Genomic DNA, 20,597 nt, shown 5'->3' with positions numbered 1-20,597 from the left:
AAGCTCCTGGCCCAAGCCAGTTGATCAGTTGTGTTGCGACGACCCCTAGAACTCGCCACTGCGGAGAGGGGGCCTTTCACGTGTTTGAGGCGGCCTTTGCGGGTGGTCACCTTGCGGGCGGCGAGTTCTGTTGCGTGCTTTCCCTGGGGGCGCTGCCCCCAGACCCCCGCCAATCTGATCAGGGGGTCCGCGCCGCTCGCGGGTTGATGGCACGCCTGCTGCTTTGGGCGGCTGCCGGTTGCGTAGGTGGTGCGGTTCGGGTGGGTCCCCGGCACAAGTCGCACCGGAGCGAGCGGCAGACGATCAGGCACGACTCGTGACGGGGACCCAGCGGAACCGCACGAAAAGGCGTGCTCGGCTTCGCCTTCGCTTTGGCTACCGGCGCAGGCCCGTGAACTGGCGGCGCAGCATCGCAGCACCCACCAGCAGGAAGAACAGCAGCACCACGAGGGTGCTGGTCGTGCCGCCCGACGAGCTCGACAGAGTGACGTCGACGTTGCCGACGAGCGTGATACCGCACTCGGCGCGGACCTTGTGGCGGCCCGGCTCGATGTTCGCGAACTTGACCGGGGACTTGAACTCGCCGTTCTCGTCCGCGACGGCGTTGCCGACGTCCTGGCCGAGGGATTTCAGGGTCACCTTCGCGCCCTTGGGGCAGCCCGTGCCCGTTGCGGTCAGGGGGTCGCCGGGCTGGATGTTTTCCTTGTCCAGGACCAGGACGCCGTCACCGGGGTTGGACGGCTCGGTGGAGGACGAGGACGGGGGTTCCGAGGACGGCGGAGTGGTTTCCGTGGTCGTGGTGGTGACCGGGGGAGTGGTGGTCGTCGTGACCGGGGGACGCGTCACGGGCGGCTTGGTCACCGGTGGGTTCGTCACCGGCGGCTGCGTGGTGGGCGGCTGGGTGGTGGGCGGCGGGGTCGTCGTGGTCGGCGGGATGCGGACCGTGAACGTCGTGCCCGCCGGGCGGGCTCCCTGGCAGACCAGCTGGATCTCCACGCGGTGCGCGCCCGCGGTCGCCGTCGCCGGAACCGTTGCCGAACCGGAACCCGTCCCGCGACCATTTCCCTGCCCGCTGCCCACTACGGTCTTGCCGTCCCACAGGACGTTGACCGCGTAGGTGGTGCAGTCGGGGTCGTAGTAGACGCCGGTCCACGCCACCTTGAAGGCCGTTCCGGGGGCGCCGGCGTTCGGGCTGGCCGAGAGCGCCGGGGGCTGTTGGGCCGTGGCTGGTGTGGCGCTCAGCACCGTAACACCAGCGGCTATAGCCACGAGTAAGCCTAAAGACCGCATTCCCTCTCCCCGGATCAGAACCTAAGGTGCGCTAGTGAGACGTCGCTTGGCCGGTGCAGGTTTACTGCTGTGGTGCGGAATTATGCTGCTGCCGTCAACGGCCTCCGCACAGGACGGGTCTGTTCAGCTCGAGGCCGATGTGGACGGTAGGCCGGTTGGAGCAGGGACCCTCGTGCTGGACCCTGCGGAGACCGCGAAGGTCTCGGTCACGGTCCGCAACAACACGAACACCGTGCAGCGCGTGAAGACCGTGCGGATCAGCGGGACGGCGCTCGCGTTGACCTTCTTCTCCTACGACACAACGGTTCCGTTCGACGTGCCGCCGAAGTCGGAGGAGACGCGGTCGTTCCCGCTGGAGCCGACGGACCTGGGGGCGCAGGCGATCGGTCTCCTTCCGGTCACGGTCGAGGTGATCGACGTGCAACGGGAGTCGATCGCGTCGGTGCGGACTACCGGGGACGTTCGTGGCTCGCTGTGGTCGGTGTACGGCGCGTTCGGGCTGGGTGTGCTGGTGTTGACGGCGTTGTCGTGGGCCGGGGCCCTGATCGCGCTGGCTCGGCGCCGGTTGCCCGCGAACCGCTGGCAGCGGGCCATGCGGTTCCTGCCCGCCGGGATCGGGACCGGTCTCATCGCGGTGATCTCGTTGTCAGTGCTGCGATTGGTGGCGCCGTCGCCGTCGGCCGAGATCCCGTTCATCGTGGGTGCCGCCGCGGCCGCGTTGCTTCTCGGCTACGTGACGCCGCATCCCGGTGAGCAGCAACTGTCCGAAATGGAGACCGTGAGGATTCAGCGGTGACTTTGTCCAGTGTGGTCGCCGCGCTGCCGCAGTACGCCGTCGGCGAGCAGATCGGCGAGGGCGGGATGGGCGTCGTCTACGGCGGCGTGCACCGTCAGCTCGGTCGTCCTGTTGCCATCAAACGGTTGCCGCACGCGGTGGCCGAGGACCCGCGGATGAGCGAGCGCTTCGAGCACGAGGCGCGGTTGCTGGCGCGGCTCGACCACCCGCACATCGTGCCCGTCTACGACTACGTGCGGCAGCAGGGCGAGCACCTGCTGGTGATGGAACGCCTCGACGGGGGCACCGTCTGGTCGCGGTTCGCGAGCGACGGGCTCACGGCGCAGCAGTCGTGCGCGATCGTGCTGGCGACGCTGTCCGGGCTGCACGCGGCGCACGAGGCCGGGGTGCTGCACCTCGACGTGAAGCCGAAGAACCTGCTCTTCACCTCGAACGGGGTCGTGAAGGTGGCGGACTTCGGCATCTCCCAGGTGGTGTCGGAGGGTGCGACGCTGGTGACGCACGGCGGCGCCGTGCTCGGCACGCCCGCCTACATCGCGCCGGAGCAGGCGATGGGCAACGCGCTCACGCCCGCCGCCGACGTCTACGCGACCGGCACCGTGCTCTACGAGCTGCTGTCGGGCGACCTGCCGTTCGAACGCGGTGGCGGACCGCTCGCGATGATCCAGAAGCGGGTCTACCAGGACCCGCGGCCGTTGCGGAACGTGCCGGAACCCCTTGCGGGCGTGGTGATGCGCAGCATCGCGCGGGACCCGAACGCGCGCTACCGCAACGCCGAGACGTTCGCCATCGACCTCGCGGGGGCGGCCGGCACGGTGTTCGGGCCCGACTGGTTGCCGCGGCTGGGAATGCCCGTGCACCTCGCGCCGCAGGTGTCGGCGTCGTCGACCCGTCCGTCGTTGCGGCCGGTCGAGCGCGACACGGTGTCGCTGACGCAGCAACCGATCCGCGCCACGCTGGTGGACCCGATCCCGGCCGCGCGGCTGAGCGGCAGCAGCACGCTGGTGCCGGCCTCGTCGGTGATCAAGCCGCCGTCCACGCCGTGGGCGCTGTGGCTGGTGGCCGCGATCGCGTTGCTCGCGCTGGTGGCCGTGCCGTTCCTGGTGTCCGGCAGGGAGCTGCCCGAAGTCCTCATGAACCTCGCGAATCCCGTGAAGGAGGAGGGCAACCAGCTCGTGGTGACCCTCGCCGGGATCGAGCTCGCGAACGTTCCGCGCGGACCGGACGGGTTCGAGCTGCCCGGCGCCGCGCGGTGGATCGTCGGCGGTGCGGTGACGGCGTCCGTGGACGGGCGGGAGTTCCTGCTCGTGTCGAACCAGACGCCGTGGCTCAGCATCATGGGCACCGGGTCGGCCCTGCTGCTGCTCTTCACGCTGGCGTACCTGGAGTCGAACCTGCGGGCGTTGCGGCGCAGGCAGACCGGCCTGGCCGCGGTGATCGCGTCCGTGCCGCTCGGCTTCGGGCTCGGCCTGGCCGTGTGGCTGCTGGTGTCGGTGCTGCTCAAGCACGAACCGACACTGCCGATCGCCCTCACGTGCGGCGTGCTCGGAGCGGCGGCGGCACTGAGTGCATCGCTCGCTTCCCGGCGCGCCTAGCTACTCGGACACCGTTCGCTGCTTCGGGAACGACGCCGTCACGAGGAAGCCGCCGTCCTCGGTCGGCCCTGCGGAGAACTGGCCACCCAGCAACGTGGCCCGTTCCCGCAGCCCCACGAGACCGTGGCCGCCGCTGGGCAGAGCGGAGGAAGCGCTGGACGGCGGCGTGTTGCGCACCTCGACCAGGACGTCGCCCGCCTTGTCGTCCGCGTCGACGAGCACGGTCGCGCTCGCCCCGACGGCGTGCTTGCGGATGTTGGTCAGGGCCTCCTGCACCGTCCGGTACACCGCGCCGGACACCGGTGCGGGGAGGTCCTCGACCGGGCCCTTGAGCTGCATGGTCACCTCGAAGCCCGCGTCGGCGGCGAGGTCGGGCAGCTCGTCGACGCCCGGCTGGCTGTCCTCGGTGGTGCGCAGCACGGACACCAGCTGGCGCAGTTCGTCGAGGGTGCGGGTCGACAACGTGCGGATCGTGCCCGCGACCTGCTTGTGCTCGGCGTCGGCCACCGCCATGCGCAGCGCGCCCGCCTGCATGGCGATGAGACTGACCTGGTGGGACACGACGTCGTGCATCTCGCGGGCGAGCTTTGCCCGTTCGTCCGCGCGGATGGCGTGGGCGTGCAGCACTCGCTCTCTCTCGCGTGACTCGGCCAGCTCGGCGATGCGGTTCGACAGCTCCTGGCGTGCGTGCGCCATGAGGGCGAGGGCGATCGGCAGGCCCGCCGTCAGGAAACCGGAGATCGCGGAGGCGAAGTGGCCGTACGGGGGCCGCTCGATGAACTCCGACGGCGGCCACGCCATGAACCGGCTCAGCCACACCAGGATGCCGGCCACGACGGTCTGCCACGACGTGATGTAGCGGCGGGCCACGGTGTAGAGGGCGATCATCGACGCCAGCTGCGCGAAACCGGTGAAGAAGCCGGGGATGGTCAGCAGGGCGACGACGAACGGGAAGCGGCGCCTGCCCACCAGCACGACCGCCGAGATCCAGGAGAGCCACTCCGAGTGGACCGGCACCTCGGGCAGGCCCACCGGGTCGGCCTTCACCCACCGCAGCCGCAACCAGGCGTCGAGCAGCGCGATGAGCACGAGTCCCACGTCGAGCAGGACCATGCGGTAGTCGCCGAGCAGCGACCTGCGCGAGCCGGCCTCGGCGTCTGTGGCCGCCGCGCGGCGCGCCGGAAGGAGCGTGGTGGTCAGGATCCGGCCTCCCCTGTCAGGCGTTCGGTCCTCACCGTACTGCGCGTATGCCGCGGTTGGCATTGGCTGCCCCTTCACCCCGACCTGCCCCGTCACGGGGATAGACGTCCCCGGACGCGGATTGGTACGGCGCCCTGCCCACATATGTGCTACCGCACACGCATCGAGCGTGCGCGGTAGCCGCGGTAGTGGTCTACGGGCAGGTCTTCCAGGCGAAGTGATACGTCGTTTCGAGGTTGCCGTCGGTCGAGTCCATCGTGATGAAGCTCGTGGTCGTGGCCGTGTTGGACGTGCCGGCGTAGACCCGCAGCTCCGTGTTGATGTTGAAGTTCCGCTGCTCGCCGCACGGCGAGTAGACGATCGCGGCGACCTCGGTGGTGTCGGTGGCCTGCCAGTCGTCGCTGACGGGGCCGTTGTACCGGTGGGAGATGGATTCCGTCTGGGACATGCCCTGGAAGTAGTAGTTGGCCTTCTCGATCGCGTAGGCGCCGCGCTCGAGGTGTGCGAAGCCCCGGTAGTCGGCCTGGGCGATGCCGTAGGTGAAGCCCTGCGGCACGTTGACTCTCAGGTTGAGCTGACAGTTCTTGCGCAGGTCGGTGGGCTTGGCGCCGACGCCGACCTGGGCCAGGTAGTCGCTGTAGGTGACGGTGAAGGCCTTGTTGTCCTCGGACACCGCGACGGCCGCTGTGCCCGCGGGGCAGCCCGAGCCGTTGATCGTGACGATGTCGATCGTGATGTGGTCGGGCGGCGGCGTCTCGTTGGGGGCGCCGGGCGGGATGATGATGGACGAGGCCAGCAGGGCAGCGGCAACCGCGTTGAGCATGGGGGACCTTTCCGACGCATCTCGCAGGGTGGGTGGCGGCGGCCTTTGAAAAAAATCAGCAGCGCTTCCAGGAGAAGTGGAACAGCGTGCGCACTTCACCGCGCTGGTAGTCCATCGTCATGAAACTGTTTGTATTGGCGTCCGAGGTACCCTTGTCAACGCGCAGGGCGCTGTTGACGTTGAGATTCCGCTTCTCTCCGCACGGTGCGTAAACGATGTCCGCGAACTCGGTGCGGTGCGTGACCGACCAGTTGTCGTCGAACGGTCCGGTGAACGTGTGCTTCTTGTAGTTGTTCGCCGACGAGCCCTGGAAGTAGTAGTTCACGCCCTGATACCCGACCGCGCCGCGCTCGATGTGCGCGTAACCCGCGTAGGTTGCTTCCGCGATGCCGTAGGTGAAGCCCTGCGGGGTGTTGATCTGCAGGTTGAGCTGGCAGTTCTTGCGGAAGTCGGTTGCTGCGGCACCCTTGCCCGCCTGCGCGAGGTAGTCGCTGTAGATCACCCAGAACGACGTGTTGTCGGAGGAGACGATCACTTCCGCGGTGCCCTGCTTGCACCCGGAACCGTTCACCGTCACCACGTCGATCGTCACCCGGTCCGAAGGAATCGTGTCGGCGTGCGCGGGTGCGGACGACAATGTGAACAGCACGGCCAGAGCGGCTGCTGCCGTCGCTTTACGCATGAAGTTGGCCTTTCCTGGTGCCTCTTTCTCAGCGTGGAGCGGCAGCGGTGCCGTGGAGGTTAGCGCAGACCCTCAACCAATGGTGTGATCCAAATGGCCCATGTCATCCTGATGGAGCAGTTCGTGAAGAATTACCACAAGTTCTCGTCGACCTGGTGCTGAGGGAACGAATAGTTTCCGGCATACTGGCGCGCATGTCGCTAGCTGGGCTGGTGCTCGTGGTCGAGGACGAGGACCCCGTGCGGAGGTACACCGTCAGCCTGCTCGAGGAGCTCGGCTTCACAGTCCTGCAGGCCAGTGACGGCACCGAGGCGATCGCGATTCTGCGCGAACGCAGCGCGGAGGTCAGCGCGATGCTGCTCGACCACAGCATGCCCGGCCTGTCCGGCGAGGAGGTGCTCGCCGAGCTGGAGCGCGAGGGCCTGACCGTCCCGGTCGTGCTGACCAGCGGCCACGACCGCACGTCGCTGGAGCGCCGGTTCGCCGGGCACACGATCGCGGGCTACCTGCAGAAGCCGTTCCGCCTGGAAAAGCTGGAGGAGACGGTCCGGCTGGCACTGGCCAAGCGTGCTCAGGCGTCCTGAGCCAGCACCTCGCGGACGCGTTCGAGGAGTTCGCTTTCCACGTACGGCTTGGTGATCAGCACTTCGTCGTCGAGGATCTCGTCCGTGGTGTAGCCGGACATGTAGATCACGGCGGGTGCCGCGCCGGTCGAGCGCAGCAGCCGGACGAGCTCGGGGCCGCCCATCTTCGGCATCACGACGTCGGTGAGCACGAGGTCGACGGTGCTGCGGTGGGCCGTGGCGAGCTGCAGCGCCTCCTGCCCGTCGCTCGCCTCGATCACCGCGTAGCCCGCGGTCTCCAGCGATCGGCGGGTCATGATCCGGACCTGGGCGTCGTCCTCGACCAGCAGCACGGTGCCCGCGCCCTGGTGCGAGGTCGTCCGGCGCGCGCACGGTGCTTCCGGCGTGCCGTCGTGGTCGTGCGGCACGGGCAAGTAGACCTCGATCGTCGTGCCCTGGCCGGGCGCGCTGATCAGCTCGATCTGCCCGCCGGACTGCTGCACGATGCCGAACACCGTCGACAGGCCCAGCCCGGTGCCCTTCCCGACCGGTTTGGTGGTGAAGTACGGCTCGAACACCTGCGCCTGCACGTCCGGCGCCATGCCCGCACCGGTGTCCTGGACGCGCAGCACGACGTACTCGCCCGGCCGGACGCCGACGATCCGGCCGGTGTCGCCGTGGCCGAGCGTGGTGTCCGCGATGGAGATCCGCAGCGTGCCGCCGTCGGGCATCGCGTCGCGGGAGTTGACCGCGAGGTTGAACAGGATCTGCTCGACCTGGCCCGCGTCCGCCCACACGTGCGCGACGTCGTCGGGCAGGTCCATCTCCAGCTCGATGTGGTCGCCGACCAGCGTGCGCAGCATCGAGTGGATCTTGGTGAGGTTCTGCTTGAGGTCGAGCGACTCCGGGTGCAGGACCTGCTGGCGGGTGAACGCGAGCAGCTGCCTCGTGAGGTTGGCCGCGCGTTCGCCGGCGTGCCTGATGTCCTCGATGGCCGTGCGGCGCGGGTCGTCGGGGAGGGTGCGGCGCAGCAGCATCTCGCTGTTGCCGTTGACGACGGTCAGGATGTTGTTGAAGTCGTGCGCGATGCCGCCGGTGAGCCTGCCGATGGCCTCCATCTTCTGCGCGTGGCGCAGCTGGGCCTCGGTCTCGCCGACGCGTTCTTCGAGCCGTGCGCGCGCGTCCTTCAGCTCCTGCATCAGCCTGATGCCCCGCAATGCGCTGCTGAGCTGCTGCTGCACGGCCTCGTAGATCCAGCCGGGCTCCGGGCCCTGCTCGAAGATCACGTATCCGAGGTGGTCCTCGTCGGTGTAGAGCGGGGCGCACAGGGCACTGAACGGCTTGTCTCGCCGGAACGGGTACGGCGTTAGGTTGATGGCGGGGAACGGGCTGTCGGGGTGGTCCTTGAGCTGACCGCCCTCGTACCGGACGAGTGCGCGCGCCGTGCCCGCGGTGTCGTACCCCATGACGTGGCAGCCGGGGATGCCGAGACGGGGGAGTTCCTCGGTGAGGGCCTTCGTCAGCTCGTCGACGTCCCGTGACGCGATGAGCCGTTGCCCTGCTTCGCGCACCGTCTGGTCGTGACGCTCGTGCGAGAGATATTTGAAGCGTGCGTCCGTGGCGAACGCATCGCCGACGAGGAGCTGCACGCGCAGCCACAGGTCGTTGATGAGCGTGGCGTCGCTGATCCGTGCCGTCACGAACCGATGGAGGTCGAACAGCGGTGGCCACCAGCGTTCAGGCTGGCACCCGGCGCGCGCACTCGCCCGGATGTACTCGGCCAGCAGCTTGAGGAACTCGGCGCCCTCGACCTCGCCGCGTCCCGCCGCCATCAGCTCGACGATCAGCTGCTCGGCCCAGCTGTCGGGGAGCTTCTCGGAGAGCGGTCCGAGCGAGCTGCGCAGGTGGTCGGCCACCGTCGCCGCCGTCGCCGACTCGGAGATGGTGAGCCGGCCGTGCGCCGGCGCGTGGTCGCCGAGCCCGGACGGCAGGCAGCCGCACGACCTCCTGACGATCAGCTCGGTCGGCATGGTCTGCCGTGCCAGGGCGGGTTCGCCCCTGACGAGCGCCAGCGCCAGTTCCGCGGCCCGGAACCCCATCTCGTGGAACGGCGCCCGCACGGTGGTGAACGCGGGCGTCGCGGCGTCGATGTTCACCTCGCGGCGCACCCTGTCGCGCAGGCCTTCCCCCGTCGTGGTGGTGTAGCCGAGGTCGTGCGTGCGGACGTTGGTGTGGTTGTCGTACCCGACGACCGCGATGTCCTCCGGCGTGCGGAAGCCCATCTCCTCCAACGCGGACACGACCCCGATGGCGTAGTCGTCGTTGGCCGCGGCGATGGCGTCGGGCGGGCTCGCGACACCGCTGATCATCCTGCGCACGGCCTCGGCCGCGCAGCTCGGTTCCCAGATGAACGAGCCCGGCATGGTGACGAGTTCGGGGTCGAACGGAATCCCGTGCCTGCGCAACGAGTCCAGGTACCCCTGAAACCGCTCCTGGGCGCCCGCATGCGTTTGCGGCCCCCTGATGAACGCGATCCGGCGCTTGCCGTGCACCTCGATGAGGTGGTCAACGGCCTGTTCCATGCCACCGCGGTTGTTCATCAAGACAGTCGGCCACTGCGCGAGGGAGGTCTCCACACTCACGATCGGCATGGGCGCGTACCGCTTGACGTACTCCTGCATACCCTCTGACCCGACGAGCTGCCCCACGCGCGTTGTCCACACGACGAGCGCATCGATCCGGTTGGGCGAAATGAGGTCGTAGACGGTGTTGGCACGACGTTTGTGCGGATCCGGGTGGTCCAGCTCGCTGCCGACGAAGCACAGCAGGTCGCACCCGAGGTGCTGGGCGCCGTCACTGACACCACGCCACTGCTCGCCGGCGAGCTCGATGAGCGGGCCAGCGGTGATCATCCCGATGGTGGGACGTCGCTTCGCACTGCCGTTCGCCACAAAACCCCCGCTACTCAACGCGATTCGGGATGATACGCGTTGTCGGGGGGAATGCTTGCCGTGTTACCAGGGGGAATTGGTGAACACCGTGCTGGACGGCCTGGCCGCCAACCCCGCCCTGCCCGCCGCACTTCTTGACCGCCTGATCGCTCTTGCAGACCCCGTGCTGAGCCTCGAACTGGCCCGCCGTCCGGACCTCAGCCCGGCACAGGTCTCGGCCCTCCTGTCTCGTGAGGAGCCGGCGGTGGTGTCGGTGTTGCTGCGCAGCGGCCAGGTCGCGCCCTCTGATGTGCCGCTGTCGAACCCGTCGGTCGCGCTGGTCGTCACCGAACACCCGTCCTGCCCGCCTTCCGCGACCCGCTCCCTCGCCGCTCATCCGGAGTTCAAGACCAGGCTCCCGGAGTGGGCCCACGCGCTGCCCGCCGACGTGATCGAACTGCTCGCTCGCGATCCGGATCCCGCGGTCGTCGCCGAGCTCGTCACGTTCCACGCGCTGCCCGGTGCGCTGGCGTCCGAGCTGAGCCGGCATCCGAGCGCCGAGGTGCGCCGCGCCTTGGCAGCCAGCCCGCACACGCCCGCTGACGTGCTCGCCCGGCTGACCACTTTCGCTCGCGAACTCGCCGCGAATCCGGCGACACCGGCTTCTGTCGCAGCGGGACTGGTGCGGCACCACGAGGCCCGGTACTGGCTCGCTTCCCGCACCGATCTACCGCGCGAGGTCTACGAACAGCTCGCCGGGGAGGTCGAACCCGGCATCCTGGCTGAGCTCGCGGCCAATCCTTCGGTTCCTGCCGATGTGCTTCGTCAGCTGACGGGCACCCGTGCGTTGCAGCGCGCGCTCTTGCGGAACCCGGCGATTCCGCTGGACCTGTTGGTGCAAGTGGTTGGGACTGCTCGGATCGGCTCTTCGCCGGTGCCGCGTGTGCTGGTGGCTTCGGAAAGCGAGCTGCGGGTGTTGGCGGCCTTGGCGACGATGCAGGCGCGGATGGTGGTGGCTGCGCGACCCGATCTGCCGTTGGACCTGTTCCAACGGTTGGTGGTGGACCCGGATCCTGGTGTCGCGGCGGCGGTGGTGACTTCTCCGCTGGTGACGGTCGATCAGCTGTGGGCGTTGGCGGAACGGCACGGGGCGCGGTTGTTCCCGCGGGTGGCGCGGAACTCGGCGTGCTCGCCGGAGTTGTTGCACCACATGGCTTTGCGGGCTGACGGGGTGGAGGAGACGTTTCGGGCGATTGCCCGGCATCCGCGTGCTTCGGGGGAGACGTTGTCGTTGTGCTTGGAGGATGCGCAGGCTCGGCACCTCGCCGCTGGTCATCCGCATCTGCCGGTGGACAAGATCGTCGAGATGCTGGGCAGTGAGTTCACGGCGGGGGCTGCGGCGGCGAACCCGTCGCTGCCGGTCGCCGTGATGGAGGAGTTGCTGGACAGGAGTGGGGCATGACCGCGTTGCACGGGCTGGCGCGGAACCCCGCGCTGCCGCCGTCGTTGCTGGAGCCGTTGGCCGCGATACCCGAGCTCGGACAGGTGCTGGCGCGCCGGAACGGTCCTCCGCCAGAAGCGCCTCCCGTTGTGCCGGACGCCGACGGGTTCTTCCTCCTCGTGTGCGAGGACGAAGTCATTCACCCCGACGTCTTCGTGGCGCAGAACTCGGCCACGTCGCCCGTCGCCCTGTTCCGGCTCACCGCCCACGCCGAGAAGTCGGTGCGTCTGGCGCTGGCGTCTCGCCGCGACCTGCCGGCGGCCGCGTACCGGAGGCTCGTGAGCGACCCCGATCCCGAGGTGGCCGAGACGGCGGCGGCGAACCCGTCGTTGCCGGTCGCCGTGATGGAGGAACTGATCAACTCCACCACTTGATGAGGTTCGTCTGCTCCTTGCGCACCTCGTACCCGTTGGCAGCGTAGAACTTCCGCGCGTCCACCCGGTTCTGCCCGGTCACGAGCCGCACCCCGCACGCGCCGTCGGCCCGCGCCCACTCCTCGCCCGCTTCGAGCAACCGCCTCCCGACACCCTTGCGCTGGTGCCGCGGCGAGATGGCCAGCGTGATCAGGTTCTTCAGCGGCCGGTGGTAGGTGTTCTCGTAGTCGCTGAGCTGGATGTAGCCGACGACCTCCGCGCCCTCCACCGCCACGAACAGCACCACGTTGGGAGCCTTGACGATCCGCTCCACCTGGGCGCGGGTGTCCGCGAGCGGGAAGTCGTACCCCAGCGCCTCGCGGTTGATGTCGCAGATGGACGGAGCGTCGGAAAGCTCGGTCGAACGCACGATCATGTTGTCCCCCAAGAAGAACGGCCCCCAAGCAGAGCCTGGGGGCCGTGCAAAACCTCACGCCAGCGGCGGCTTGAACAACGCCGGCACCTTCGACGCGGCCGCCGTGTCCAGCAGCCACAACGTCCGGCGCCGTCCAGTGGCCCCCGCGGCCGGCAGCTGCACCTCGCCGGCCCCGGTCAGCGCCATCGCCACCGCGGCCGCCTTGGCCTCACCGGTGGTCATCAGCCAGACCTCCTGCGCGCACCGCACCGACGACAACGTCAGGGAGACGCGTGTGGGCGGTGGCTTCGGGCAGTTGCGCACCGCCACGACGGTGCGCTCCTTTTCGTACACGGCAGGAGAAGCCGGGAACACCGAGGCGACGTGGCCCTCCTCGCCGACGCCCAGCATGCAGACGTCGAACGTCGGCACGTCGCCGTGGTCCTCCGGGCGGGCCAGGGACGCCAGCAGGTCGGCGTAGGCGGAGGCGGCGGCTTCCGGGTCGTCGCCGAACTTGCCGTCCGAGGGCTCCATCACGTGCACCCGCGCGGGATTCACCGGCACGTGGTCCAGCAGTGCGGCGCGGGCCTGGGTTTCGTTGCGCTCCGGGTGTCCTGACGGCAGGAAGCGCTCGTCGCCCCAGAAGAGATCCACCCGCGACCAGTCCACGGCGTCGCGGGCGCCGTTGCGGTTCAGGTGTTCCAGGACCGCGGTTCCGGTGCGGCCGCCGGTCAGCACGACGGACGCATAGCCGCGGGCGGCCTGGGCGTCGACCATGCGCGTCACCAGGCGGGCCGCCGCGGCGGCGGCCAGCAGGTCGCCGTCGCGGTGGACCACCACTTGCGGATTGCTCACGAACTCGCCTTCGCCTTGGACTTCTTCGGCGCCGCCGCCTTGCCGTTGGTCGACTCGGCGGACGCGGCTTCCGCCGGCTCGGCCTTCGCGGTGGCCGGACGGCCCTTCGCCACCTTCGACAGCGACTTCAGGGCCGCCGCGTAGACCTCGTCCGGGTCCAGGCGGCGCAGTTCCTCCGCGAGGCAGTCGCGGATCGAACGGCGCTGCAGCGCCACCCGGCGCGACGGCTGGCCGGGCTGCGACAGCGTGCCCACCTTGCCGTCCGGGCGGTGCAGCTCGACGTCACCGGACGGGCGGCCCAGCCGCACGTGCACGATGCCCTCGCCGCTGGTCGCCTTGAAGCGCTTGGCCGGGACCTTCAGCCGGTCGGTCAGCCACGCGGCCAGCAGGTCGGTCGACGGCGAGTCGGCCTCGCCGGTGACCTCGGCTTCGGTGATCTTCTCGTACGGCGGCAGGTCCAGCGACGCCGCGAGCATGGCGCGCCACAGCGTCAGGCGCGTCCACGCCAGGTCCGTGTCGCCCGGCGCGTAGTGGGCGCGGCGGGACTCCAGGGCCTTGATCGGGTTCTTCTCGGCGGCCGCGTCGGTGATGCGGCGCTGCGCGAGCTGGCCGATCGGGTCCTTCGACGGCGAGACCGGTGCGTCGAACGGCCACCACGCCACGACCGGGGTGTCCGGCAGGAGCAGCGGCATCACGCAGGACGCGCCCTCCTTGGCGAGCTCGCCGTACAGGCGCAGAACGACGACCTCGGACGCGCCCGCGTCACCACCGACGCGGATCTGCGCGTCCAGCCGAGGAGCCGCCTGACGGGCACCGCGGGCCACGACGATCACGCGACACGGGTGTTCGCGCGAGGCGTCGTTGGCCGCGTCGATCGCGGCGTCGGTGCGCTGGCCGTCCTCGGTCACGATGACCAGGGTCAGCACGCGGCCCAGCGTCGTCGCGCCGCCTTCGTCACGAAGACGGACCAGGCGCGAGTTGATCTGGGACGTGGTGGTCGAGGGAAGGTCGATGATCACGGACGCCTCCAGTGCCTTCCGGTCCTGGCGGTCATCGCGTCCGCCGACGGCGGACCCCAGGTTCCTGCCTTGTACTTCTCGAGTGGCGGTTCGTCCTTGCGGGCCCAGAAGTCCAGAACGGGATCCAGGATCTCCCAGGACAGCTCGACCTCGTCGTTCTTCGGGAACAGCGACGGCTCACCGAGCAGCACGTCGAGCAGCAGCCGCTCGTAGGCCTCCGGCGACGACTCGGTGAACGAGTGGCCGTAGCCGAAGTCCATCGTGACGTCGCGGACCTCCATCGTGTTGCCCGGCACCTTCGAGCCGAACCGGATGGTCACGCCCTCGTCCGGCTGCACGCGCACGACGAGCGCGTTCTGCCCGAGCTCCTCGGTCGCGGTGTCGTCGAACGGCAGGTGCGGCGCCCGCTTGAACACGACGGCGACCTCGGTGACGCGACGGCCCAGCCGCTTGCCGGTGCGCAGGTAGAACGGCACCCCTGCCCAGCGGCGCGTGTTGATCTCGCAGGTGATCGCACCGAACGTCTCGGTCTTCGACTCGGGCGAGAAGCCGCCCTCCTCCAGCAGGCCGGGCACCTTCTGACCGCCCTGCCAGCCACCGGTGTACTGGCCGCGCGCGGTGGTCTCCTCGAACGGCTCGGCAGGACGCGTCGCCGAGAGGATCTTCACCTTCTCCGCCCGCAGGTCCGACGGCTTGAAGGAGACCGGCTCCTCCATCGCGATCAGCGCCAGCAGCTGCAGCAGGTGGTTCTGGATGACGTCGCGCGTCGCACCGATGCCGTCGTAGTAGCCCGCGCGGCCACCGAGACCGATGTCCTCGGCCATGGTGATCTGCACGTGGTCGACGTAGTTCGAGTTCCAGATGGGTTCGTACAGCTGGTTCGCGAACCGCAGCGCCAGGATGTTCTGCACGGTCTCCTTGCCGAGGTAGTGGTCGATGCGGAACACCGACTCCTCGGGGAAGACCTCGTTGACCGTGCGGTTGAGCTCCTTGGCCGACTTGAGGTCGTGGCCGAACGGCTTCTCGATGACCACCCGCCGCCACTGGTCGCGGGACGCCTGCGCCAGACCGGCGCGCTTGAGCTGGTTGATCACCGTCGGGAACGCGCTCGGCGGGATCGACAGGTAGAACGCGTGGTTGCCGCCCGTGCCGCGCTCGGCGTCCAGAGCCGCGAGGCACGAGGCCAGGTTGTCGAACGCCGCGTCGTCGTCGAACGTGCCCTGCACGAACCGGATGCCTTCGGCGAGCTGCGACCACACGTGCTCGTTGAACGGCGTGCGGGCGTGCTCCTTCACGGCGTCGTGCACGACCTGCATGAAGTCCTGGTCGGCCCAGTCGCGGCGGGCGAAGCCGACGAGACCGAAGCCCGGCGGCAGCAGACCCCGGTTCGCGAGGTCGTAGATCGCGGGCATCAGCTTCTTGCGCGACAGGTCACCGGTGACACCGAAGATGACCAGCGCGCTCGGGCCCGCGATGCGGGGCAGGCGCTTGTCCGCCGCGTCCCGCAGCGGGTTGCGCCACTTGTCGGATGAGGTCACGAGCCGTCCTCCTGGACTGCCTCGACGAGCTGGGCCAGACCTGCGATGCGGTCGGACAGGTGCAGCCGCAGCACCGGACGACCGTGTTCGGCCAGCACCTGACCGTCGCCGAGCGCCTGCGCGAGCTGCAGCTGCGCCAGCGTGTACGGACGGCCGGGCACCTCCAGGTCGTCGCCGGACTCGCCGGTGATCTGGATGAACACGCCGTTCTGGTGACCGCCCTTGTGGTACTGGCCGGTCGAGTGCAGGAACCGCGGACCCCAGCCGAACGTGGTCTGCAGGTGCGTCCTCTTCGCGATCTCCGCACGGAGCAGCGCGAACGACGCGTCGTCGATCCTGTCCAGGTACGCCTGAACCGAGATGTAGCCGTGGTCGGGCGCCACCTCGACGAGCGCCGCCAGCGCTTCCGCCACGGTGTTCACCTCGCGCGGCGCCCAGTCCGTGCCGTGGCCCTCGACCGGTCCGTCCACGAAGGACGGTGCGGACGACGCCGCGACCGGCGCGTCGAGCAGCGCGCGAGCGGCCTTCTTGGCGGCCTCGACGTCGGGCTGGTCGAACGGGTTGATGCCGAGCACCTTGCCGACGAGCGCGGTCGCGTACTCCCACAGCAGGAACTGCGCGCCCAGCGGGCCCTCGACGGCCACGTTGGCGGAACCGGTGGCCGGTCCGATCGCGACGGTCGTGGCGTCCGACCGCGCGTCCACGAAGCCGGGAGCGCCGGGACCCTCGACGACGACCGGCAGCAGGCCGGTGCCGTTCTTGCCGGTCGACTCGGCGATCAGCTGCTCGGCCCAGTCGCCGAACCCGACGATGCCGGAGCCGGTGTCGGCGAACACGATCTTCTCCGCGCCGTTGGCGTGCGCGGCACCGAAGATCGCGGCGAGCTGGACGGCGGGGTTCTCGACCGAGTCCTGCGCGAGGACCTTGGCCTCCTCGGCCGCCTCGTCGAGCAGCGACTCGACGTCGGCACCGGCGAGGTAGGACGGCACCAGACCGAACGCGGTCAGTGCCGAGTACCGGCCACCGACGTGCGGGTCGGCCAGGAACACCTTGCGGTAGCCCGCTTCCTCGGACGCCTTCTGCAACGGCGAACCGGGGTCGGTGACCACCACGATGCGCGACGCGGCGTCGATGCCCGCGTCGGCGAAAGCCTTCTCGAAGATCCGCCGGTGGCTGTCGGTCTCCACCGTGCCACCGGACTTGGACGACACGACGATCACCGTGCGCTCGAGGTCACCGGCGAGCGCGTCGGCGACCTGGGCGGGATCGGTGGTGTCCAGCACGACCAGCGGGACGTTCTGCGTCCGCGTGATCACCTCGGGGGCGAGCGACGAGCCGCCCATGCCGGCGAGAACGACGCGGTCCACGCCCTCGGCGTGCAGTTCCTCGCGCAGCGCCCTGAGCTCTCCGAGCAGCGGGCGGGACGTCTCGTGCAACGTCGTCCACGAGAGACGGATGCTCGCCTCGGACTCGGCTTCCGGCCCCCACAGGGTCGGGTCCTGCGCGGTCAGCTTGCTCGGCACCGAATCCGCGACCAGGTCAGCAGCGATGGTGCTGACCTGGTCGGCGTTCGGTGACCTCACGATGTCGACGGAGGTCACTGTGTGATCAGCCCTTCAGTTGAGCCAGTTGGTTCGTCACCGTCTCGAGCAACTCTTCCCAGGACTTCTCGAACTTCTCGACACCCTCGGTCTCCAGGACCTTGAACACGTCCTGCAGGTCGATTCCCACGGCGGCGAGCTGGTCGAACACCTCCTGGCCCTCAGCGGCGCGTCCGGTGACCGTGTCACCGACGATCTTGCCGCCATCGGCGACGGCCTGCAGCGTCTTCTCCGGCATCGTGTTCACGACGCCGTCGACGACGAGCTGGTCGACGTAGAGGGTCGGGGAGTAGCTGGGGTCCTTCACGCCGGTCGACGCCCACAGCGGACGCTGCGCGTTCGCGCCGTCCGCCTTGAGGGCCTCCCAGCGCTCACCCTGGAACGTCTTCTCGAACGCGCCGTAGGCGATCCACGCGTTGGCGAGAGCCGCCTTGCCGCGCAACGCCTTCGCCTCGTCCGAGCCGATCTTGTCCAGGCGCTTGTCGATCTCGGTGTCCACCCGCGACACGAAGAACGACGCGACCGAGTGGATCGAGCGCAGGTCGTGGCCGTTCGCCTTGGCCTGCTCCAGGCCGTCGAGGTAGGCCTCCATGACCTTCTGGTAGCGCTCGACCGAGAAGATCAGCGTGACGTTGACGGAGATGCCCTCGGCGATCGTCTTGGTGATCGCGGGCAGGCCCGCCTCGGTGGCCGGGATCTTCACCAGCAGGTTCGGCCGGTCCACGGTCTTCCACAGGTCCTGCGCCTCGGCCACGGTCTTGTCCGTGTCGAACGCCAGGCGCGGGTCGACCTCGATGGAGACGCGGCCGTCCACACCGTTCGTCGAGTTGTAGATGTCGCGGAACTTGTCGCACGCGTTGCGCACGTCGGTCGTGGTGACCTCGCGGATGGTCGCCTCGGTGTCGGCACCCCGGTTGGCGAGCTCGCGGACCTGCTCGTCGTAGGACTCGCCCTTGGAGAGCGCGCCCGCGAAGATCGTCGGGTTCGTCGTGACGCCGACGACGTTCCAGTCGCGGATCAGCTCGTCCAGGTTGCCGCTGGTGAGCCGCTCACGCGACAGGTCGTCGAGCCAGATCGAGACACCGGCGCCGGACAGTGCTTCCAGATGCGGCTTGCTCACTTGTTACCCCTCACTCGGTCAAGGGAACGGCGGGCGGCGGCGACGACGTTCTCCGTCGTGAAGCCGAACTCCTTGAACAACGTCTGGTAGTCGGCCGAGGCGCCGAAGTGCTCGATCGACACGATCTCGCCCGCGTCGCCGACCCAGCGGTACCACGGCTGCGCGATACCGGCTTCCACCGCCACGCGCGCCTTGACCGACGACGGGATGACCGACTCGCGGTACTCGGCGTCCTGCTTCTCGAACCAGTCGATGGAAGGCATGGACACCACACGCACTGCAACGCCCTCGCCCTGCAGAACCTTCCCGGCCTCGGCGGCAACCTGCAGCTCAGAGCCGGTGCCGATGATCACGATCTCCGGGTTGTCGTCACCGAAGAGCACGTAACCGCCGCGCTTCACGCCCTCGGCGGAGGTGCCCTCCAGGGTCGGCACGTTCTGGCGGGTCAGCGCGAGGCCGACCGGGCCGAACTGCTCCAGCACGGCCTTCCACGCGTACGCGGTCTCGTTCGCGTCACCGGGGCGGACGACCGCGAAGTCCGGGATCGCGCGCAGGGCGGCGAGGTGCTCGATCGGCTGGTGCGTCGGGCCGTCCTCGCCGAGACCGATCGAGTCGTGCGTCCACACGTACGTGACCGCCGCCTGCATGATCGCCGCGAGCCGCACGGACGGGCGCATGTAGTCGGAGAACACGAGGAACGTGCCGCCGAACGGGCGGGTCGGGCCGTGCAGCGCGATGCCGTTGAGGATCGCGCCCATCGCGTGCTCGCGGACACCGAAGTGCAGCACGCGGCCGTACGGGTCGGCCTTCCACATGCCCGTGGAGATCGACTCCGGGCCGAACGACTTGGCGCCCTTGATGGTCGTCAGGTTCGACTCGGCGAGGTCGGCGGAACCACCCCAGAGCTCGGGCAGCGCGCCGGCGAGCGCGTTGATCACCTCACCGGAGGCCTTGCGGGTCGGCACGCCCTTGGCGTCGACCGGGTAGACCGGCAGCGCGTCCGCCCAGCCCTCTGGCAGCTCGCGGGCGACGAGGCGGTCCAGCAGCTTCTTGTTCTCCGGGTTGGCCGCGGCCCACGCGTCGAACGACTTCTGCCACTCGGCCTTGGCGTGCTCACCGCGCTTGACGACCTCACGCGCGTGGTCGAGGACCTCGTCGGCGACCTCGAAGGTCTGCTCGGGGTCGAAGCCGAGGATCTGCTTGGTGGCCTTGACCTCGTCGACGCCCAGCGCGGCACCGTGCGCGGCACCGGTGTTCTGCTTGTTCGGCGCCGGGTAGCCGATGATCGTGCGCAGCAGGATGAAGGAGGGCTTGTCGGTGACGGCCTTGGCCTTCTCGACGGCCTCGAGGATGCCCTTGACGTTCTCGCCGGACTCCACGACCTGGACGTGCCAGCCGTAGGCCTCGTAGCGCTTCGCGGTGTCCTCGGACAGCGCGATCGTGGTGTCGTCCTCGATCGAGATCTTGTTGTCGTCGTAGAAGACGATCAGGTTGCCGAGCTGCTGCGTGCCGGCGAGCGACGACGCCTCGGAGGTGACGCCCTCCTCGATGTCACCGTCGGACGCGATCACGTAGATGTGGTGGTCGAACGGGCTCTGGCCCGGCGCGGCGTCCGGGTCGAACAGGCCGCGCTCGCGGCGGGCGGCCATCGCCATGCCGACCGCGGAGGCGAGACCGGAGCCCAGCGGGCCGGTCGTGATCTCGACGCCCTTGGTGTGCCCGTGCTCGGGGTGGCCGGGGGTCTTCGAGCCCCACGTGCGCAGCGCCTTGAGGTCGTCCAGCTCGAGGCCGTAGCCGGAGAGGTACAGCTGCACGTACAGCGTCAGGCTGGAGTGGCCGGCGGAGAGCACGAACCGGTCGCGGCCGATCCAGTCCGGGTCGGCGGGGTCGTGCCGCAGGACGCGCTGGAACAGCGTGTACGCCAGCGGCGCGAGGCTCATGGCGGTGCCGGGGTGCCCGTTGCCGACCTTCTGCACCGCATCCGCCGCGAGCAGCCGAGCGGTGTCGACGGCGCGCTTGTCCAGCTCCGTCCAGTCGTCAGGCAGATCGGCCTTGGTGAGCCGGGTGATGTCGTCGGTGACGGTCACGGACTTACAGCTCCACTCTTGTCGCTAGGGCGGACAGGCTTGATCGATCCCGAGTAGCCTGACCCGCGTCTCTCCCTCGTCCTGCGGCCAGCCTAGTCCTGAGAGATCCGGATGTTGCTCTGAAAGGTCTCAGGCGGGTGTGTGCCCAGGCACACCGGCACCCGAACGGGCTGTGAATTCTTTGCGCGGTTACCATCAGTCGCTGGTTTTCACACCTCTGCGATGCGAG

17 protein-coding genes are annotated in these 20,597 nt (G+C 69.2%); 5 read left to right on the top strand and 12 right to left on the bottom strand.

Translation table 11 applies throughout. The annotated features are described in order from the left end of the window. Positions 1 to 375: 375 nt before the first annotated feature. Entirely contained in the window at positions 376 to 1,245 is an 870-nt protein-coding gene (locus tag IEZ09_RS47065) for a hypothetical protein (protein WP_229813414.1), read from the bottom strand. A gap of 217 nt (positions 1,246 to 1,462) precedes the next feature. On the opposite strand from IEZ09_RS47065, the gene IEZ09_RS41760 reads away from it, so the two are divergent. Together IEZ09_RS41760 and IEZ09_RS41755 are read left to right on the top strand one after the other, a co-directional pair. After that, entirely contained in the window at positions 1,463 to 2,086 is a 624-nt protein-coding gene (locus tag IEZ09_RS41760) for a hypothetical protein (RefSeq protein ID WP_229813413.1), read from the top strand. Then, entirely contained in the window at positions 2,083 to 3,681 is a 1,599-nt protein-coding gene (locus IEZ09_RS41755) for a serine/threonine-protein kinase (RefSeq protein ID WP_229813412.1), read from the top strand. Before IEZ09_RS41760 ends, IEZ09_RS41755 begins: the two co-directional genes overlap by 4 nt. Here IEZ09_RS41755 and IEZ09_RS41750 read toward each other — a convergent pair whose 3' ends face one another. The 3 genes from IEZ09_RS41750 to IEZ09_RS41740 all read right to left on the bottom strand — a co-directional run bounded on the left by IEZ09_RS41750 (position 3,682) and on the right by IEZ09_RS41740 (position 6,386). Next, positions 3,682 to 4,944, bottom strand: coding sequence for a sensor histidine kinase (locus IEZ09_RS41750; protein ID WP_189259395.1), 1,263 nt, complete (start codon positions 4,942 to 4,944; stop codon positions 3,682 to 3,684). 130 nt (positions 4,945 to 5,074) lie between these two features. Next, a complete protein-coding gene (locus IEZ09_RS41745; RefSeq protein ID WP_189259394.1) occupies positions 5,075 to 5,704 on the bottom strand; it encodes a DUF4360 domain-containing protein in 630 nt (209 codons plus the stop codon). Between the two features lie 55 nt (positions 5,705 to 5,759). Further along, on the bottom strand, positions 5,760 to 6,386 hold the full coding sequence (locus tag IEZ09_RS41740) for a DUF4360 domain-containing protein (RefSeq protein ID WP_189259393.1): 627 nt from the start codon (positions 6,384 to 6,386) through the stop codon (positions 5,760 to 5,762). A gap of 194 nt (positions 6,387 to 6,580) precedes the next feature. Between IEZ09_RS41740 and IEZ09_RS41735 the strand changes: the two genes are divergently transcribed. Next, positions 6,581 to 6,970 (top strand): response regulator, encoded by a 390-nt coding sequence (locus IEZ09_RS41735; protein WP_189259392.1) that lies wholly within the window; start codon positions 6,581 to 6,583, stop codon positions 6,968 to 6,970. Here IEZ09_RS41735 and IEZ09_RS41730 read toward each other — a convergent pair. Beyond that, entirely contained in the window at positions 6,958 to 9,861 is a 2,904-nt protein-coding gene (locus tag IEZ09_RS41730; RefSeq protein WP_189259391.1) for a substrate-binding domain-containing protein, read from the bottom strand. The two genes, IEZ09_RS41735 and IEZ09_RS41730, sit on opposite strands and share 13 nt — an antisense overlap. 118 nt (positions 9,862 to 9,979) lie before the next feature. Between IEZ09_RS41730 and IEZ09_RS41725 the strand changes: the two genes are divergently transcribed. Continuing rightward, positions 9,980 to 11,341 (top strand): hypothetical protein, encoded by a 1,362-nt coding sequence (locus IEZ09_RS41725; RefSeq protein WP_189259390.1) that lies wholly within the window; start codon positions 9,980 to 9,982, stop codon positions 11,339 to 11,341. Continuing rightward, complete coding sequence (locus IEZ09_RS41720) at positions 11,338 to 11,754, top strand: hypothetical protein (RefSeq protein ID WP_189259389.1); 417 nt, start codon at positions 11,338 to 11,340, stop codon at positions 11,752 to 11,754. Before IEZ09_RS41725 ends, IEZ09_RS41720 begins: the two co-directional genes overlap by 4 nt. Here the strand turns inward: IEZ09_RS41720 and IEZ09_RS41715 are convergent. The 7 genes from IEZ09_RS41715 to tkt are packed head-to-tail and all read right to left on the bottom strand — an operon-like array spanning position 11,738 to position 20,368. After that, a complete protein-coding gene (locus tag IEZ09_RS41715) occupies positions 11,738 to 12,169 on the bottom strand; it encodes a GNAT family N-acetyltransferase (protein WP_189259388.1) in 432 nt (143 codons plus the stop codon). The genes IEZ09_RS41720 and IEZ09_RS41715 overlap by 17 nt on opposite strands. A 54-nt stretch (positions 12,170 to 12,223) precedes the next feature. Next, on the bottom strand, positions 12,224 to 13,003 hold the full coding sequence (gene pgl / locus IEZ09_RS41710; RefSeq protein WP_189259387.1) for a 6-phosphogluconolactonase: 780 nt from the start codon (positions 13,001 to 13,003) through the stop codon (positions 12,224 to 12,226). Beyond that, a complete protein-coding gene (gene opcA, locus IEZ09_RS41705) occupies positions 13,000 to 14,022 on the bottom strand; it encodes a glucose-6-phosphate dehydrogenase assembly protein OpcA (RefSeq protein WP_189259386.1) in 1,023 nt (340 codons plus the stop codon). The genes pgl and opcA overlap by 4 nt, the downstream gene beginning before the upstream one ends. Further along, a complete protein-coding gene (zwf, locus tag IEZ09_RS41700; RefSeq protein ID WP_189259385.1) occupies positions 14,019 to 15,560 on the bottom strand; it encodes a glucose-6-phosphate dehydrogenase in 1,542 nt (513 codons plus the stop codon). The genes opcA and zwf overlap by 4 nt, the downstream gene beginning before the upstream one ends. Beyond that, positions 15,557 to 17,143: a phosphoglucose isomerase-related protein gene (locus IEZ09_RS41695; protein ID WP_229813411.1), complete on the bottom strand. Its 1,587-nt coding sequence runs from the start codon at positions 17,141 to 17,143 to the stop codon at positions 15,557 to 15,559. Before IEZ09_RS41695 ends, zwf begins: the two co-directional genes overlap by 4 nt. Before the next feature lie 25 nt (positions 17,144 to 17,168). Beyond that, positions 17,169 to 18,281: a transaldolase gene (gene tal, locus IEZ09_RS41690; protein WP_189259383.1), complete on the bottom strand. Its 1,113-nt coding sequence runs from the start codon at positions 18,279 to 18,281 to the stop codon at positions 17,169 to 17,171. Further along, positions 18,278 to 20,368 carry a transketolase gene (gene tkt, locus IEZ09_RS41685; RefSeq protein ID WP_189259382.1) on the bottom strand — a complete coding sequence of 697 codons (2,091 nt, stop codon included), beginning with the start codon at positions 20,366 to 20,368 and terminating at the stop codon, positions 18,278 to 18,280. Before tkt ends, tal begins: the two co-directional genes overlap by 4 nt. Between the last annotated feature and the right edge of the window lie 229 nt (positions 20,369 to 20,597).

The sequence above is a fragment of the Lentzea flava genome, assembly GCF_014648475.1.
Lineage (GTDB): Bacteria > Actinomycetota > Actinomycetes > Mycobacteriales > Pseudonocardiaceae > Lentzea > Lentzea flava.
Note: the sequence above shows the minus strand (reverse complement) of the source record. Positions and strands in the feature narration are given on the sequence as shown.

Bases quoted from the DNA above. Each gene is read 5' to 3' on its own strand.
- IEZ09_RS41715 (WP_189259388.1), bottom strand. From the start codon at position 12,169: ATGATCGTGCGTTCGACCGAGCTTTCCGACGCTCCGTCCATCTGCGAC.
- IEZ09_RS41750 (WP_189259395.1), bottom strand. From the start codon at position 4,944: ATGCCAACCGCGGCATACGCGCAGTACGGTGAGGACCGAACGCCTGAC.
- IEZ09_RS41735 (WP_189259392.1), top strand. From the start codon at position 6,581: ATGTCGCTAGCTGGGCTGGTGCTCGTGGTCGAGGACGAGGACCCCGTG.
- IEZ09_RS41720 (WP_189259389.1), top strand. From the start codon at position 11,338: ATGACCGCGTTGCACGGGCTGGCGCGGAACCCCGCGCTGCCGCCGTCG.
- IEZ09_RS41730 (WP_189259391.1), bottom strand. From the start codon at position 9,861: ATGATCACCGCTGGCCCGCTCATCGAGCTCGCCGGCGAGCAGTGGCGT.
- IEZ09_RS41740 (WP_189259393.1), bottom strand. From the start codon at position 6,386: ATGCGTAAAGCGACGGCAGCAGCCGCTCTGGCCGTGCTGTTCACATTG.
- IEZ09_RS41745 (WP_189259394.1), bottom strand. From the start codon at position 5,704: ATGCTCAACGCGGTTGCCGCTGCCCTGCTGGCCTCGTCCATCATCATC.